The organism is Winogradskyella aurantia (assembly GCF_002266855.1).
GTDB classification, from domain to species: domain Bacteria; phylum Bacteroidota; class Bacteroidia; order Flavobacteriales; family Flavobacteriaceae; genus Winogradskyella; species Winogradskyella aurantia.
In genome coordinates this window covers 643,325-659,408 of the sequence record NZ_NGJN01000001.1, presented here as the reverse complement: position 1 = coordinate 659,408, position 16,084 = coordinate 643,325, and the positions used below count along the sequence as shown (strand labels likewise).

The 16,084-nt window shown below is 37.5% G+C and carries 14 protein-coding genes; 12 read left to right on the top strand and 2 right to left on the bottom strand.

The features are described 5' to 3' along the window. Nucleotides 1–61: 61 nt before the first annotated feature. Entirely contained in the window at nt 62–2,701 is a 2,640-nt protein-coding gene (gene cphA / locus CA834_RS03000) for a cyanophycin synthetase (RefSeq protein ID WP_094967167.1), read from the bottom strand. Nucleotides 2,702–2,794: 93 nt separating this feature from the next. Between cphA and CA834_RS02995 the strand changes: the two genes are divergently transcribed. Then, nucleotides 2,795–3,658 (top strand): cyanophycinase, encoded by an 864-nt coding sequence (locus tag CA834_RS02995; RefSeq protein ID WP_094967166.1) that lies wholly within the window; start codon nt 2,795–2,797, stop codon nt 3,656–3,658. On the opposite strand, the gene CA834_RS02990 is transcribed toward CA834_RS02995, so the two are convergent. Beyond that, complete coding sequence (locus tag CA834_RS02990; RefSeq protein WP_094967165.1) at nt 3,655–4,587, bottom strand: isoaspartyl peptidase/L-asparaginase family protein; 933 nt, start codon at nt 4,585–4,587, stop codon at nt 3,655–3,657. The two genes, CA834_RS02995 and CA834_RS02990, sit on opposite strands and share 4 nt — an antisense overlap. A gap of 87 nt (nt 4,588–4,674) precedes the next feature. On the opposite strand from CA834_RS02990, the gene polA reads away from it, so the two are divergent. From polA to rpsB, 11 genes are all read left to right on the top strand, one after another. Next, nucleotides 4,675–7,518, top strand: coding sequence for a DNA polymerase I (polA, locus tag CA834_RS02985; protein WP_094967164.1), 2,844 nt, complete (start codon nt 4,675–4,677; stop codon nt 7,516–7,518). 41 nt (nt 7,519–7,559) lie between these two features. Beyond that, a complete protein-coding gene (locus CA834_RS02980; protein ID WP_094967163.1) occupies nt 7,560–8,519 on the top strand; it encodes an L-threonylcarbamoyladenylate synthase in 960 nt (319 codons plus the stop codon). Nucleotides 8,520–8,725: 206 nt separating this feature from the next. Then, nucleotides 8,726–9,208 carry a hypothetical protein gene (locus tag CA834_RS02975; RefSeq protein WP_133085444.1) on the top strand — a complete coding sequence of 161 codons (483 nt, stop codon included), beginning with the start codon at nt 8,726–8,728 and terminating at the stop codon, nt 9,206–9,208. Nucleotides 9,209–9,227: 19 nt separating this feature from the next. After that, nucleotides 9,228–9,806: a DUF502 domain-containing protein gene (locus CA834_RS02970; RefSeq protein ID WP_110476917.1), complete on the top strand. Its 579-nt coding sequence runs from the start codon at nt 9,228–9,230 to the stop codon at nt 9,804–9,806. A gap of 136 nt (nt 9,807–9,942) precedes the next feature. Next, nucleotides 9,943–11,343 (top strand): hypothetical protein, encoded by a 1,401-nt coding sequence (locus CA834_RS02965; protein WP_094967160.1) that lies wholly within the window; start codon nt 9,943–9,945, stop codon nt 11,341–11,343. 140 nt (nt 11,344–11,483) lie between these two features. Beyond that, nucleotides 11,484–12,209, top strand: a complete 726-nt coding sequence (locus CA834_RS02960) for a DUF2092 domain-containing protein (protein ID WP_094967159.1) — start codon at nt 11,484–11,486, stop codon at nt 12,207–12,209. 20 nt (nt 12,210–12,229) lie between these two features. Next, entirely contained in the window at nt 12,230–13,243 is a 1,014-nt protein-coding gene (locus CA834_RS02955) for a DUF6515 family protein (RefSeq protein WP_094967158.1), read from the top strand. Between the two features lie 265 nt (nt 13,244–13,508). After that, the gene (locus CA834_RS02950) at nt 13,509–13,943 is read left to right on the top strand and encodes a universal stress protein (protein WP_094967157.1); all 435 of its coding nucleotides are present in this window, start codon (nt 13,509–13,511) and stop codon (nt 13,941–13,943) included. Between the two features lie 225 nt (nt 13,944–14,168). After that, a complete protein-coding gene (gene rplM / locus CA834_RS02945; protein WP_094967156.1) occupies nt 14,169–14,624 on the top strand; it encodes a 50S ribosomal protein L13 in 456 nt (151 codons plus the stop codon). Further along, nucleotides 14,624–15,010, top strand: a complete 387-nt coding sequence (rpsI, locus tag CA834_RS02940; RefSeq protein WP_094967155.1) for a 30S ribosomal protein S9 — start codon at nt 14,624–14,626, stop codon at nt 15,008–15,010. Before rplM ends, rpsI begins: the two co-directional genes overlap by 1 nt. A gap of 206 nt (nt 15,011–15,216) precedes the next feature. Next, entirely contained in the window at nt 15,217–16,014 is a 798-nt protein-coding gene (gene rpsB, locus CA834_RS02935; protein WP_094967154.1) for a 30S ribosomal protein S2, read from the top strand. The last annotated feature ends 70 nt before the right edge of the window (nt 16,015–16,084 follow it).

The following is a 16,084-nucleotide window of genomic DNA, read 5'->3' as shown; positions in this document are numbered from 1 at the left end:
CTAGGTCTGTTAAGTTTAAATAAATGTGCTATTAAAGCCGAAACCATTGTTTCGGCTTTTTTTATGTGAATTTTAATTCTCCCTTCGATTCTTTTTCTTTCAATTCCTTGACCAAATCGAGGGCATCGGGCACAACATCACTACTTAAAATAATCAAGGAACCTTTCTTAGCATGTTTCACGGCATATGTAATTGCCTCACGTTCAGACGGAATTATGGTCGTCTTTTTATTAGGGTCATGCATTTTAATCCCATCATCTAGCATTTTTATAAGTTCTTCCTCAGTCTTACCTCTTAGACGTTTATCTTGTCTAATGATTATCTCATCAAACATTTCAGAAGCAATTTTGCCCATTTCATTATTATCCTCTACGCGCCTATCACCAATACCCGCAATAATACCAACCTTAACGGTCGCCTCCAACTCATCCGTAAATTTCTTTAAAGCACGCATGCCTGCCGGGTTATGGGCATAGTCTAATAAGATTTTAAAGTTTTCAAACTCAAAAAGATTCAACCGCCCAGGAGTTTGAGCTGCTGAAGGGATAAAGGTCTCTAAAGCGGCCTTTATATCTTCATTACTTATACCTTGCACATGGGCAGCCAATACCGCCGCCAATACATTTTGAATCATAAATTTTGCTTTCCCACCATAAGTTAGTGGAATATTCTCAGCCTGCATTAATCGCATTTTCCATTCGCCACGGCAAATCGTTACATAACCGTTTTCATAAACTGCAGTAATACCGTGTAAGCGTTGAAGCGCCTTTATCCTCGGATTATTCTCATCCATTGAGAATAAAGCCACATTAGATTGAACAGATCGTCTCATATCATAAACCAAATCATCATCTGCATTCAATATGGTATAACCGTCGGGTAAAACGGTTTCTGGAATTACACCTTTTACTTTCGCCAACTGCTCTATGGTATGTATACCCTTTAAACCGAGATGGTCTGCGGCAACATTTGTAACGATTCCCACATCGCATTTCTTAAAGCCTAAACCCGCACGTAAAAGTCCACCACGGGCACATTCCAAAACTGCAAAGTTCACCGTAGGATCTTTCAAAACAAACTCCGCACTTGCCGGACCAGTGCAATCACCTGTCATTAATAATCTGTTCTGAATATAAACTCCATCACTGGTTGTATATCCTACGCGATATCCACTCATTTTTGCAATATGTGCAATTAATCTTGATGTCGTTGTCTTACCGTTAGTTCCCGTAAGGGCTATGATAGGAATACGCCCCGTATCACCTTTTATAGGAAATAACTTGTCAATTACAGGAGCAGCGACATTTCGCGGGAGACCAGTTGTAGGGGCCAAATGCATTCTAAAACCAGGACCAGCATTAACTTCTAAAACGGCTCCGCCTGTTTCGGATAGTGGTTTTGTAATATCTGTGGTTATAACGTCAATACCACAAATATCCAAATCAATAATTTTAGATATTCGCTCTGCCATAGAAATATTTGCGGGATGCACGATATCTGTTACATCCTCAGCGGTGCCACCAGTACTTAGATTTGCAGTATCCTTTAGTATTAATGTCTCCCCGTCTGCAAGTATGGAATCAAGGGTATAGCCTGCATCCTTAATGATGGTTTTAGTTAATTCGTTAACGGATATCTGGGTTAAAACATTTTCATGACCATACCCACGTCTAGGATCTTTATTGACCTTATCAATTAATTGTTGTACTGTTGATTTTCCATCACCGATGACATGAGCAGGAGTGCGTTTCGCAGCTGCCACCAATTTATTGTTTATTACAAGAAGTCTATAATCCTCCCCTGTTATATATTTTTCAACTATAATAGAGCCGCTACGTGAACTTTCTTTAGCCTGTCTAAATGCCTCTAAAGCGTCTTCATAATTATTTATGTTTACGGTAATTCCTCTTCCATGATTACCGTCGATTGGTTTAATTACTAAGGGATATCCAACATATCGACAAGCGTCCTCCAAGCTGCGCTCACGTTTAATAATATCGCCTCTTGGCACCTCAACCTCAGCTTGTTCCAAAAGATATTTGGTGTCTTCCTTATCGCAAGCCAATTCAACACCAATACTACTTGTTTCACTTGTTACGGTTGCTTGTATCCGCTTTTGATTTGCGCCATAGCCCAATTGACAGAGTGAATATTTATTTAATCGTATCCATGGAATACCTCTAGCTTCCGCTTCAGCAACGATAGAACCTGTACTTGGCCCTAAACGATCGGCTTCACGCAATTCACGCATTTCCTGAATATCAGCAGACAAATCATAATCGTCTCCTGAAATAAGTGCTTCACATATTTTAACCGATGCCTTTGCCGCATAACGACCAACGGACTCTTCCATATAAGCAAACACGACGTTGTATACCCCTTTTTCACCATAGCCCCTTGTTCTTCCAAAGCCAACATCCATTCCTGCTAAGGTTTGTATCTCTAAAGCTATATGCTCTATTATATGACCCATCCATGTGCCTTCCTCCACTCTTTGAAAAAAACCTCCTGGTTCTCCTACAGAACAGCGGTGCTCGTACATGCCAGGGAACATGGCTTTTAATCGTTGATAAAATCCATCAACTTTATTAGAAGGCTTTTCCTCCATGTCCTGAAGATCTAAAACCATTACTATTAACTTATGCCTCCTTATGGACCAATAGTTTGGACCTCTCATAGCATTTATACTTCGTATCTCCATAGCAGTTGATTATTTGTTAGTGAAAGATGTTAAATATAGTATTTTCAACAGGAAAATTAATTTATTTTTACCGAATATTTTACACTTGTTGTTATGAATGAAATTAAGGGAACCCTAATACCAATAGGCGGTAACGAGGATAAGGGCATTGAAAAGGAAGAAATGTACACACTTGAATTCGTTGAGGAAGGCATACTTGCCCATGTGGTTAAGGAAGCCGGCGGCAAAGATGCAAATATCGTTGTAATCCCTACCGCGTCGAGCATTCCTATTGAGGTTGGAGATAATTATTTAAAGGCATTCTCAAAACTTGGGTGCAAGAATATTGACGTTTTAGATATTCGTTCTAAAGAAGATTCGGAGACAGAACATGCCCTAATGCTCATACGCAATGCCAATTGCGTCATGTTTTCTGGAGGTGATCAGTCTAAAATTACAGATAAAATCGGAGGTACTAGTATTCATAAAATCTTAGTAGATCGCTACAAAAATGAAACGGGTTTTGTTATTGCTGGGACGAGTGCGGGAGCAATGGCTATGGCCAATGAAATGATTTCTGGCGGCAGTGCGTCAGAATCTTTTATAAAAGGTGCTGTCAATATGTATAATGGCTTAGGTTTATTGCCTGATGCCATAATAGATACCCATTTTATAAGACGTGGTCGTTTTGGGAGGCAATCGGAAGCGGTTGCTAAATTTCCTCATCTCATAGGTTTTGGTTTGGCGGAAGATACCGGTATGATCATAAAAAATGGAAATGATTGTACGGTAATTGGTTCGGGTATGGTTATTATTTTTGACGGAAGCACCTTAACGCATAACAATGAAAAAATTCTTGAGGAAGGAACACCAATGACAATGACCAATTTAACGATTCACGTCCTTTCCAACAGTGACCAATATGATATTAAAAAACGTGAAGTTAAGGTCTTACCGATTGAAGCACCCTTTATCTAATCCTTGTAAATACCTATTTTTTGATTCCCGTTTGAAGATTTGAATGCGCGGTACATACCTTCTGTATTGAATGGCATTGCTATATTGCCTTTAGCGTCAACAGCTATTAATCCGCCATCTCCATTAATCTCTAAAATCCGCTTGTAGATAACCTCATCTGCAGCGTCTTTCAGGCTCAATCCCTTATGCTCAATCAGTGTAGCTACATCATAAGCCACAACTCCCCTGATAAAGAATTCACCACTTCCAGTGCAGGATACGGCACAGGTCTTATTGTTGGCATAGTTTCCAGCACCTATCATAGGTGAATCCCCTATACGTCCCCATTTCTTGTTCGTCATACCACCTGTAGACGTTGCTGCCGCAACATTCCCTTCCTTGTCACAAGCCACGGCTCCAACAGTACCAAACTTGCCGTCTTTTTTTACACTATGATCAAGCTGAAAATTATCACTGTCCTTTATTCCAAGCCATTGTTTATATCTAACCTCGTCGTAGAAGTATGTTTCGTCTTTTAATTGATAACCTAATTCTTTAGCAAATTCCATCGCTCCATTTCCCGCCAAAAAAACGTGATAGCTCTTGTCCATAACATCTCGAGCAAGCGATACAGGGTTTTTAATTCCTGTAACCAAAGACACCGCACCCGCATTTAAGGTTTTGCCATCCATTATCGCCGCATCCATCTCGTGAGTGCCTTGCGCTGTAAAAACAGAGCCTTTTCCGGCATTAAAGAGTGGTGAATCCTCCAAACGCTTTACTGAAACCTCCACGGCATCCAGTGAACTTCCCCCTTCCGAAAGGATTTTATAACCAGCATCTAAAGCAACTTTAAGTGCTTGGGTATACTCTTCTTCTAATTCTGGAGTCATCAGGCCTTTGATAAGGGTTCCGGCTCCACCATGGACAGCCATAGAAAATGTGCGCATATGAATTTTTTAAGCCCCTGAAAATACAAATTACATTTAAAATAACCCTTAAGTTTTTGTAGTTTTATACACTTCAAAATCAATTCCATGTCAGATCAAAAACGCCTTTTCCTAGTTGACGCCTACGCTCTTATTTTTCGTGGGTACTATGCTTTTATAAAAAATCCTAGAATAAATTCAAAAGGTGAGGATACCTCAGCTATTATGGGCTTTATGAATTCCCTTTTAGATGTTATAAAACGTGAGCGTCCAGACCATTTGGCAGTTTGCTTTGATAAAGGCGGAAGTGTAGATCGTGTTGAGATGTTTGAAGCCTATAAAGCTAATAGAGACGAAACACCGGAAGGGATACGAACGGCCATTCCTTATATTCATGATATACTCAAAGCCATGCACATTCCTATCATGGTAAAAGAAGGCTATGAAGCAGATGACGTCATAGGCACCTTATCTAGACAAGCAGAAAAAGAAGGGTACAAAGTTTTTATGGTTACACCTGATAAGGATTTTGCACAACTGGTAACTGACAATATTTTTATGTATCGACCAGTTTTTGGTGGTGGCTACGAAACTTGGGGCATCCCTGAAGTTCAAAAGAAATTTGAAGTAGCAACCCCCGAACAGGTTATTGATTTTTTAGGCATGATGGGTGATGCTTCAGATAATATTCCTGGTCTTCCAGGTGTTGGTGAAAAAACAGCAAAAAAATTCATCAAACAGTTTGGCAGTATGGAAGGTCTTCTAGAAAATACACATGAGCTTAAAGGAAAAATGAAGGAAAAAGTAGAGGCCAATGCAGAGTTAGGAAAATTATCAAAGGAACTGGCAAAAATTATGCTCGATGTTCCAGTAACCTTTGATGCCAAGGATTTTGAATTAGACCACCCAGACATAGACAAGGTTAAGGAAATTTTTCAAGAATTAGAATTTAGACGCTTAACTGATAATTTCCTGAAAACATTTGCAGAAGAACCTGCGGAAGCAAAGACTGAAAGTTCTGAAAAGGCTACTGCTCCTAACGTAACTCCAAAAGAACAAAAATCAGCTGGGGCAGGTCAATTTTCACTTTTTGGAGGTGATACAGACGGGGAAGTTGAAAGCGATTCTGAATTTAAACGTAGAACTATAGAGTCAACAGCGCACTTCTATCAAAGTGTGGCTCCAGGTATGGCTACCAAATTGTTTGTGAAAAACTTGTTGAATCAATCCTCAGTCTGTTTTGATACGGAAACAACAGGACTTAATCCATTAACTGCAGAATTGGTGGGCATTGCATTTGCTTGGGAAATTGGCAAAGGATTTTATGTGCCGTTTCCCGAAAATAAAGATGAGGCTCAAGAATTGATAGAAGTTTTAAGGCCTTTTTTTGAAAATGACAGTATTGAGAAAATTGGTCAAAACTTAAAATACGATATAAAGGTACTTGCCAAGTATAATATTGAGGTAAAAGGAAAATTGTTTGACACCATGCTGGCACATTACCTGATTAATCCAGATATGCGACATAATATGGATGTCCTCGCCGAAACTTACCTCAACTATACACCTATTTCAATAACCGAGTTAATTGGTAAAAAAGGGAAAAACCAATTATCCATGCGTGAGGTACCCTTGGAAAAACAAACTGAATATGGGGTTGAGGATGCAGATATTACCTTGCAGTTAAAAGAACATTTTCAAAACGAATTGACCGAAGCCAATACACAGAAATTATTTGATGATATTGAAATACCTTTAGTTCGTGTCTTGGCCGCTATGGAGCTGGAAGGTATTAATCTAGATAAAGCCTTTTTGAATTCCCTATCTAGTGACCTTAATAATGACATTGCGACCCTAGAAAAAAAGATTTATGAAGCCGCAGGAGAAGAATTTAATATTGCCTCTCCAAAGCAATTGGGTATTGTGCTATTTGAAAAACTGAAATTAGTGGACAAGCCCAAAAAAACAAAAACAGGTCAATATTCTACGGCAGAAGATGTACTCAGTTATTTGGCAAAGGACCACGATATCATTCAAAATATATTGGATTATAGAGGCCTTGCCAAGCTAAAAAGTACTTATGTAGATGCCTTACCTGAACAAGTGGAACCCAGCACGGGTCGGGTGCATACGGATTATATGCAAACTGTTGCTGCAACGGGTCGTTTGAGTAGTAACAATCCTAACTTACAGAATATCCCAATCCGCACAGAACGGGGCAGACAAGTGCGTAAAGCGTTTATTCCGAGAAATGAAGATTTTATACTCTTAGCTGCGGATTACTCCCAAATAGAACTTCGAATAATTGCAGCCTTAAGCGAAGAGGAAACAATGATTGAAGCATTTAACCATGGCGAAGATATTCATGCTTCAACAGCTTCAAAAGTGTTCAACGTCCCTCTTTCTGAAGTAACACGTGAACAGCGGGCAAATGCAAAAACCGTAAATTTTGGAATTATCTATGGTGTTTCAGCTTTTGGCCTGAGCAATCAAACTGATCTTTCCAGAGGGGAAGCCAAGGAATTAATTGACACCTATTACGAGACGTATCCTAAGTTAAAAGCCTACATGAATAAGCAGGTAGATTTTGCCAGAGATCACGGCTATGTGCAAACTGTTTTAGGCCGCCGACGCTATTTAAAAGATATTAATTCTCGCAATGCCGTTGTGCGGGGAGCTGCCGAGCGTAACGCTGTTAATGCTCCAATACAAGGTAGTGCTGCTGATATTATTAAAATAGCGATGATCAATATATACAGTAAACTTGAGGTGGGTAATTATAAATCAAAGATGCTTTTACAAGTCCATGATGAATTAGTGTTTGACATTTATAAACCTGAACTCGAAGAAATGAAATCCTTAATCAAAACCGAAATGGAAGGCGCATACAAGCTTGCCGTTCCGCTCGATGTCGATTTAGGTATTGGTGATAATTGGTTAGAAGCACATTAAACATGACTTTTTTGAAGTAATTTTACAGTCTTTATGGACATATGAGTATTATTTCAAAAGACATATCAAAAGCCATAGCTCTTTTAAATTCGGAAGAATTAGTTGCTATACCCACAGAAACTGTCTATGGTTTAGCAGGAAATATCTTCAGTAAAAAGGCCATTGAAAGCATTTTTGAAACTAAGAAACGTCCTTTTTTTAATCCTCTAATTGTCCATATTCCATCTATTGATTTTTTGCCTGATATTGCGGCATCTGTTCCTGAAAAAGCAAAACTTCTTGCAGAAGCATTTTGGCCAGGCCCCATCACTTTGGTACTAAAAAAGAATTCTAGTATTCCTGACCTCATAACGGCAGGAAAAGATACAGTCGCTGTCCGGGTACCAAATCATCCCATGACATTAGAGCTTTTAAAAAAGCTGTCCTTTCCTCTTGCGGCGCCAAGTGCAAATCCTTTTAGCAGTATTAGCCCTACAACAGCAAAGCATGTAGAGCAGTACTTCAAGGATTCTATTAAAATGGTATTAGATGGCGGCCCGTGTAAAAGTGGTATTGAATCTACAATCATAGGATTTGAGAATGATGAACCGGTCATCTATCGCTTAGGTTCTACGCCTATCGAGGCTATTGAGACTGTTGTTGGTCCCATTACAATTAAAAATAAAAAAGAAATTAACCCCGATGCTCCAGGAATGCTAGAGCGGCACTACGCGCCTAAAACTAAAACCGTTTTATCCACTAACCTACCTGACTCTATCAATAGATATAAAGATAAACGGGTTGGATTGATTGTTTTCAATTCAGCAATTGAAGATCCGCATATTACTTCCCAAATCGTGTTATCCAAAACCAGCGATATGGCTGAAGCGGCGTCAACTATTTACGATGCTTTGCACAAGCTTGACAAACAAAATCTAGATATTATTATTGCTGAGGTGCTTCCAGATTATGGCTTAGGTAAATCTATAAATGATAGATTATTGAGAGCAACGAAAGCTTGAGGCATCCCTTTGCAATATTCACTTGAAATTTCTAATTCATTTGACGCCGAGTAAACTATCACATTCAAAAAATAGTATTATTTTTAGTTAATATTTAGGTCCCCTTCTTAAAAATGAGGCTTAGCTTTACAATTATCTATTCCTCTTAAGTACATAAGTTATTTTCGAAAAAACAATAACACCTTTAAATAGAAAAAATCTAAATCATGAAAACTAAAACATTCAAAACGGTCCTTTCAGCATTTTTACTACTTCTATCAATGATTTCACTACAGGCGCAATCGGCAACCGAGGAGGTCGATTTACTTCAATCCTTATATGGAATGGAGAAAAAATCATTGATATCAGAATTTCTTGGAAATTCTGTAAATGATAGTTTTTGGCAAGTCTATGACACTTATGAAATGGAGCGAAAAGCCCTTGGAAAAGAGCGTATTGACCTTCTTAGCAATTATGTCGAAAATTATTCGGAATTACAAGGAGACAAAGCGGATGAACTTATAAACAAAGCAGAGCGTCTAAACAAAAAACAAAATAGCCTTATATCTAAATATACTAAAAAGGTTAGAAAAGTTGCTGGGTCGGAAGTAGCTGCACAATTTTATCAAGTTGAACACTATTTGCTGAGTGCTGTGCGTGCAGAGATTTTTGAAAACATACCTTTTATTGGTACTCTAAAAATAGACTAATATATCCGACACACAACCTATGAGCTTTATAAAAAAAACACTGTTGAATGGCTTTTTTCTATTAATCCCTATTTCCATAGTTGGCTTTCTTTTATACAAGATAATTATGGTTTTGAGATTGATTGCGCATCCCATCAGCAAGCATTATTCCTTTAAGTTTTTCGGAATGGATGTATTAACTGATTTTATCATTGCTATCCTATTTTTAATCGTTTGTTTTATTGTTGGTTTATTAGCAAATCGGAAACGTGTTAGACATTTTAGCAAATACTTAGAAGATACTATATTATCAAAAATTCCTGGATACATTTTCTTTAAGGGAATAACGGACGGCATTGCAACTTCCAAAAAGTCTCCAGAAAATTTTAAACCTGTATTGGTTGAATTTGATGATAATGCGCAAATGGGATTTAAAATTGAGTCCTTAAAAACAGGGGAAGATGTTATTTATTTTCCCGGTTCACCAGTACCTTGGTCTGGTTCAATCATGTATGTAGATTCAAAACGTGTTCGATTGTTGGACACCTCCGTATCAGAGGCTTTAAAACACTTACAACGTTTAGGGAAGAATTCAGATAAATTGGTGGTTTCTAAATAATATGGATTCTTGTAAAAAATCATTTAGATTGCATTGATAATTATTAGGCTTCAAACCTAACGGATTAGCATAAATCCAATTCCCTTAAAAGACTTAAAATTTAAATTTAAAAGCCCCTGGAGTCAATTTAATATCCATGAAATTTATAAAGTTTTTAATAGTTGCTTTTTCACTTTATTCTTGGGGTCAACAAGGTAATTATAAGTATAATAACTTTGGTAACCGTTCTATTTTACTTTCTGGAAATGTAACTGGGAGTGTGTCCGATATTGGTTTGGTATATTACAATCCTGCGCGGTTAACTGAATTAGAAAATACAGGTTTTGCGTTTAATGCTAAAGCCTATGAGTTAAATGTCTTAAAACTAACTGCAGCCTTTGATGAGCAAAGACAGTTAGACGACAAGTCTTTTGGTGGGGTACCTTCTATGGCAGGAGGAACTTTTACCCTTTTTGGCGAACGCTTTGGATATTCCTTTATTTCTCGCCGTAGAGGTAATCTGAATTTAAGCATATCGAGCCGAGAAATTACGGATAATATTCTAACATCCTTCCCAGATGTCGAAAACTATAACCTCAAAGCCTCAATTGAGAGTAATGTAAAGGAAGATTGGTATGGCCTAACTTGGGCTCATAAGGTCAACAGTAATCTAAGTTTAGGTATTTCTGGATTTGCTACTTCATATCGTTACAGTGGTGGTCGAAGTATAAGTCAAACCATTCAATACAACCAAGATAATGTGGCTTATTTTCTTAACCGAATAGGTTTTGAGCAAAAATCTTATGGTCTCGAAATAAAAATCGGTGCCAATTACAAAATTAATTCTATAGATATTGGACTAAATATTAATGTTCCATACATAGAAATTTTTGAAGAAGGAAGTTATAACTATAACGAAGTAATAGCTGGGGTAAGTACTGGATCTGATGTATTCTACGACTATGCTTTTAACGATCTCAATGCCAAAAGAAAGGAACCATTTGGAATCTCAATAGGGGCCGGTATTCCTGTGAAAAAAAGCCGAATACATCTCAACATAGATTATGTTGCAGGTTTATCTAAATATTCCAGAATTGATGTTCCTGAAATTGACATTGGTGAGCCTGAGCTAACAACCGTATTATTCAATGAGCAACGAAGTAATGTATTTAATTTTGGTGTTGGAGGCGAAATCTATATGAGTGAGAAATTAAAATCGTATTTTGGGTTTTCAACAGATTTTAATGCCTTTAAAACTAATGCTACGGCATTTGACATTTCAACATCAGAAGCAGCTGACGATGCTATTGGCGCCGATTTTTATCACTTAAGCGGAGGTATAGACTGGGCGATGTCATGGGCAAATATAATATTGGGAGTTACATACGCTTCTGGCTCCTCAAGATTTCAAAATCCTTTTGAACAGGATATTGGAAGTTTAGAGCCAAACAATAGCCAAGAATCCAATCTTAAAAATCAGCGTTACCAATTAATTATCGGTTTAGAAATTCCCATTTTAGATAACACTTTTAAGAAGCTTAAGGAAAAAGTAGAATAAATTAATTCTCCTTTGTAAATAATTTATGGATTTGTCTAATTAAGCCCTCTGTACTCTGGAGTGAAGGTTTATTTTTATTCTTGAATGTATTTTAAACAAAAAAATAAGTAAATTTAAACCTCTCAAAATTAAGTCATTCAATGAAAAACATTTTTATTCTTCTCTTAAGTTTTACCACTGTTTCTGGTTTTAGTCAAAATGAATCAAAAATCGATACAGTCGCTGTTGATTTGTTAGACAAAATGAGTTCTGTTATTGGAGAACTCACCTCCGTCACATTTAACTTGGAAACATCAACTGATGTTCTCAATGATCTATTTGAGAACGAAAGGCAATTTGGAACTCATCAAGTTCATATGGTTGGTCCAGATAAGATGGCTGTGCATAGTCGTGGCGATAAAGGAAACAGAGCCATATGGTATAACGGCGAGCTAGTGACGTATTACTCTTTTGATGAAAACAACTATGTAACCGTAGAGGCTCCGGACAATATTATAACAATGATTGATTCCATGAATGCTAAATTTGGAATGAAGTTTCCTGCAGCGGATTTATTTTATCCTTCGCTTACGGATGATGTTTTAAACTACTTTGACAATCTCAAATACTTAGGGATGAAAGTGGTTGATGGTGAAGAATGTTTTCATGTTATGTCAAGTAATGCTGACACGACCTTTCAATTATGGATTAGTAATACAGCCCTATTTTTACCAAAACGCTACCTATTTATCGATAAGAAAAATGGGTATCAGCAATATCAAGGTACCTTTACCAATTGGAATATTAATATAGATTTACCCGAAAGTATGTTTAATTTTTCGCCACCAGCAAATGCGAAACTCATTAGTATTCTTGCTAAATCTTAATTCAAAAAAACACATCTCACATGATTATTTCTAAACACATAAAATTAACTATAGTTTTCTTTTTTGGATTAGTACTTATGGTTCTGCCCGAGCAATTAGAAGCACAACGCATGCGGCATAGCACTGGCGGATCAAGAAATGTCAGCAGACCGCCAAGCAGAAACGTGAGTAGACCAACATCTCGTCCTAAGCCAGCGGCTAGACCAACCAGCAGGCCATCTACATCTAGACCTACTACTGCAAAACGACCTATAAATGGAGGAACGAATAGAGCAACAACTCGAGATGTAAATAGACCTTCTTCAACGAATAGAACGACTAATCGAAAGACCTCTAATGTCACCAACCGCACAACAAATCGAAGTGGAACTGCTAAAATAGGTAATACTAATCGTGTTGGAAATAACAATATTAATATTGATAGAAGTAGGAATGTCAACATTAATCGAAGAAATACAGTAGTGAGACCTAGTTACAGACCCTACAGAAGACCACCATACAGATATGGAGGCTATCACTACTATTGCCATAGGCCATATTATTACCATCCTTATACACCTTATTATTGGGGTCCTTATTATCGTCCGTGGGGTTACTTTGTAACTTCTTTGGCCACTACTGCCATTATCGTAAGTATTGTAAATGATAGCAGCGATAAAAAAGAGGAAAACAAAGAAGAGTACCACTATGAAAATGGCACCTATTACATGAAAACCGAGGATGGTTTTGTTGCTGTGCAGGCCCCAGTCGGTGCTCAAGTTCCAGAGATTCCAAAAGAAGCAGAAAAAGTAAAAGTATCCGACAAGGATGAAAATTACTATTATGGTGGGGCATTTTACGCTCAGAATGAAGAGGGTTACATTGTAGTACCAGCTACGGCCGGTACCATTGTGCCTAATTTACCTGAGGGTGGTGAAGAAGTAAAAATAGGTGATCAAACCTATGTTCAATTTGGCGAAACCTATTATCAGCCCATTCAAGTGGATGGAAAAGATATGTATGAAATCGTAGAAGTTAAACCTGTGGAAGAATAATATTGGTAAATGTTTGAAATTTTATTGGTAATTACGCTGCAAGATTATTTTACTGTAGTCATGCTTTAATTCCATATAATTCATGGATTCAACAGCCGCTACTAAGATTTCCAATAAATGAGTACGACCTGCCTCAGATTTGAATAGATTAATTACAAATTAAGGAACACGAGCCAATATGCTGTTCAATAAATATCATTGAGGGTACCGTTAAATTTAGTATCTTGAAATAACTTTTAACAAAGGTGATTTAATTCTCAAAATTATGGACAATATACTAGTAACCATAGACTTTAATGGCAACGAACAGCTACTCATTCATATGGCCAATAAGTTCGCTAGCAAGTTCAATTCAAAAGTTTGGTTATTACACGTGGCTGCGCCAGATCCTGACTTTGTGGGTTACGACGTAGGCCCGCAATATATAAGGGATTTCCGAGCATCAGAATTACGAGAAGAACATAAAACCCTTGAAAGCTACGCAGAAAAATTTAAGGAAAACAACATTGATGCCGAAGGCTTGCTCATTCAAGGCGCAACCTTAGAGATGATTCTAGAAGAGGCAGATAAACTCGATATTGACATGATTGTTATAGGTTATGAAGAGCACAATTTTCTTTACGAGGCTATGGTTGGTAGTGTTTCAAGTAAACTCATAAAGAAATCCAAAATTCCAGTCCTTGTTGTTCCGATTGATTGATTTATAAATTTAATAGGTCCCAACAGCTGTCCTTAATTTCTCTCACCCCTTTTTTAATTAAAAAATTCAGTTAAAAAGACCTCATAGCAGATATCTGATTTTCAGGCTAAAAATATCTTAATCTTCATTTGGTAATCCCGTAGTTTATCGTAAATTTGCAAACTCTTTTTTGAAGAGAATTGTTTAATCAATTGCGTTAGAAACGCGATTAAAAATCAAATTAGTGTGGACACATTAAGCTACAAAACAGTTTCTGCTAACAAAGCTACCGTTACCAAGGAGTGGGTTTTAGTAGACGCTGATGGTCAAAACTTAGGTCGCTTAGCTTCACGAGTAGCAATACTTTTAAGAGGTAAGCATAAGCCTAACTTTACGCCACACGTTGATTGCGGTGATAACGTTATCGTTATTAATGCAGAAAAAATCAACTTAACGGGTAACAAATGGACGGATAAAAGTTACATCCGCCATACGGGTTATCCAGGTGGTCAAAGAAGCCTGACTGCTACTGAACTTTTTGATAAAAATCCAACAAGATTAGTAGAGAAGTCAGTTAAAGGAATGTTGCCCAAGAACAAACTTGGTGCGCAACTTTTCCGAAACTTAACTGTTGTTGCTGGTGCTGAGCACAAACACGAAGCTCAAAAACCAAAAGCAATTAAATTAAACGACATTAACTAATGGAAGTAATTCACAAAATTGGCCGTAGAAAGACGGCCGTTGCCCGTGTATACGTTGCCAAAGGAAAAGGTAACATTACGGTGAACAAAAAAGGCATGGCAGATTACTTTACTACTGGAACATTACAGTATAAAGTAAATCAACCTTTGGTCATGACTAACAATGATGGCAACTTTGATATTACTGTTAACGTATATGGAGGTGGTATCACCGGCCAGGCAGAAGCCGTACGTTTGGCATTATCTCGTGCTATGTGCGAGTTAGATGCTGAAAACAGAGCGATATTGAAGCCAGAAGGTCTATTAACAAGAGATCCAAGAATGGTAGAGCGTAAGAAATTCGGTCAGAAGAAAGCGCGTAAGAAATTCCAGTTCTCTAAACGTTAATATCCAACAATTCAGAATTCAGAATCTGTTTACTCAGATTCTGAATTTTATTTATTGAAAACGCTGAATAGTTCAGCACAACTTAAACCCAGTTTTTGTTGTCCATGATGAAACCATCAGGATTTAGTTTAGCATCTAAATGATTAAGGCAAGCGCAAGCAACCACTCAATCATTGCTAATTCAACAGAACGTAAACTATTACAAAATGGAAAAAGTAGAAGTAAAAGATTTACTTGAAGCAGGTGTACACTTCGGTCACCTAACACGTAAGTGGGATCCAAACATGGCCCCTTACATTTATATGGAACGTAACGGTATCCATATCATCAACCTTTACAAAACAGCAGCTAAAATTGAAGAAACCTGTGCAGCACTAAGTAAAATTGCAGCATCTGGTAAAAAAATCCTTTTCGTAGCAACTAAAAAACAAGCTAAGGACATTGTTGCTGAAAAAGCTGGTGCTGTGAACCAGCCCTACATTACAGAGCGCTGGCCAGGCGGGATGCTAACCAACTTTGTGACTATTAGAAAGGCCGTTAAGAAAATGGCTTCTATTGATAGAATGAAAAAGGATGGTACATTCAATTCCCTATCCAAAAAAGAACGTCTACAGGTAGATCGTCAACGCGCAAAATTAGAGAAGAACTTAGGTTCTATCTCAGATATGACACGTCTTCCAGGAGCATTATTTGTTGTAGACATAAAGCGTGAGCACATTGCCATCAAGGAAGCTCAAAAATTAAACATCCCTATTTTTGCAATGGTAGATACTAACTCTGATCCACGTCAGGTCGATTATCTTATCCCGTCTAATGACGATGCTTCAAAATCAATTAATAAGATTTTATCTATCGTAGCCTCGGCAATAGAAGATGGTCTTAATGAAAGAAAAGCAGAACGCACAGAAAAGGATGGCAAATCTAAAAAATCCGAATCTAAACCAGAAGCAAAGTCAACAGCTAGAAAGCGAAAGGCTGTAGTTGCTGACCAGGAAGAAGAATAAAAAATATTTTTAAACTCTAAATAGAGTCGTTTAATTTGGTCTCTTAGTAAACATCATTATTCGACTTTTT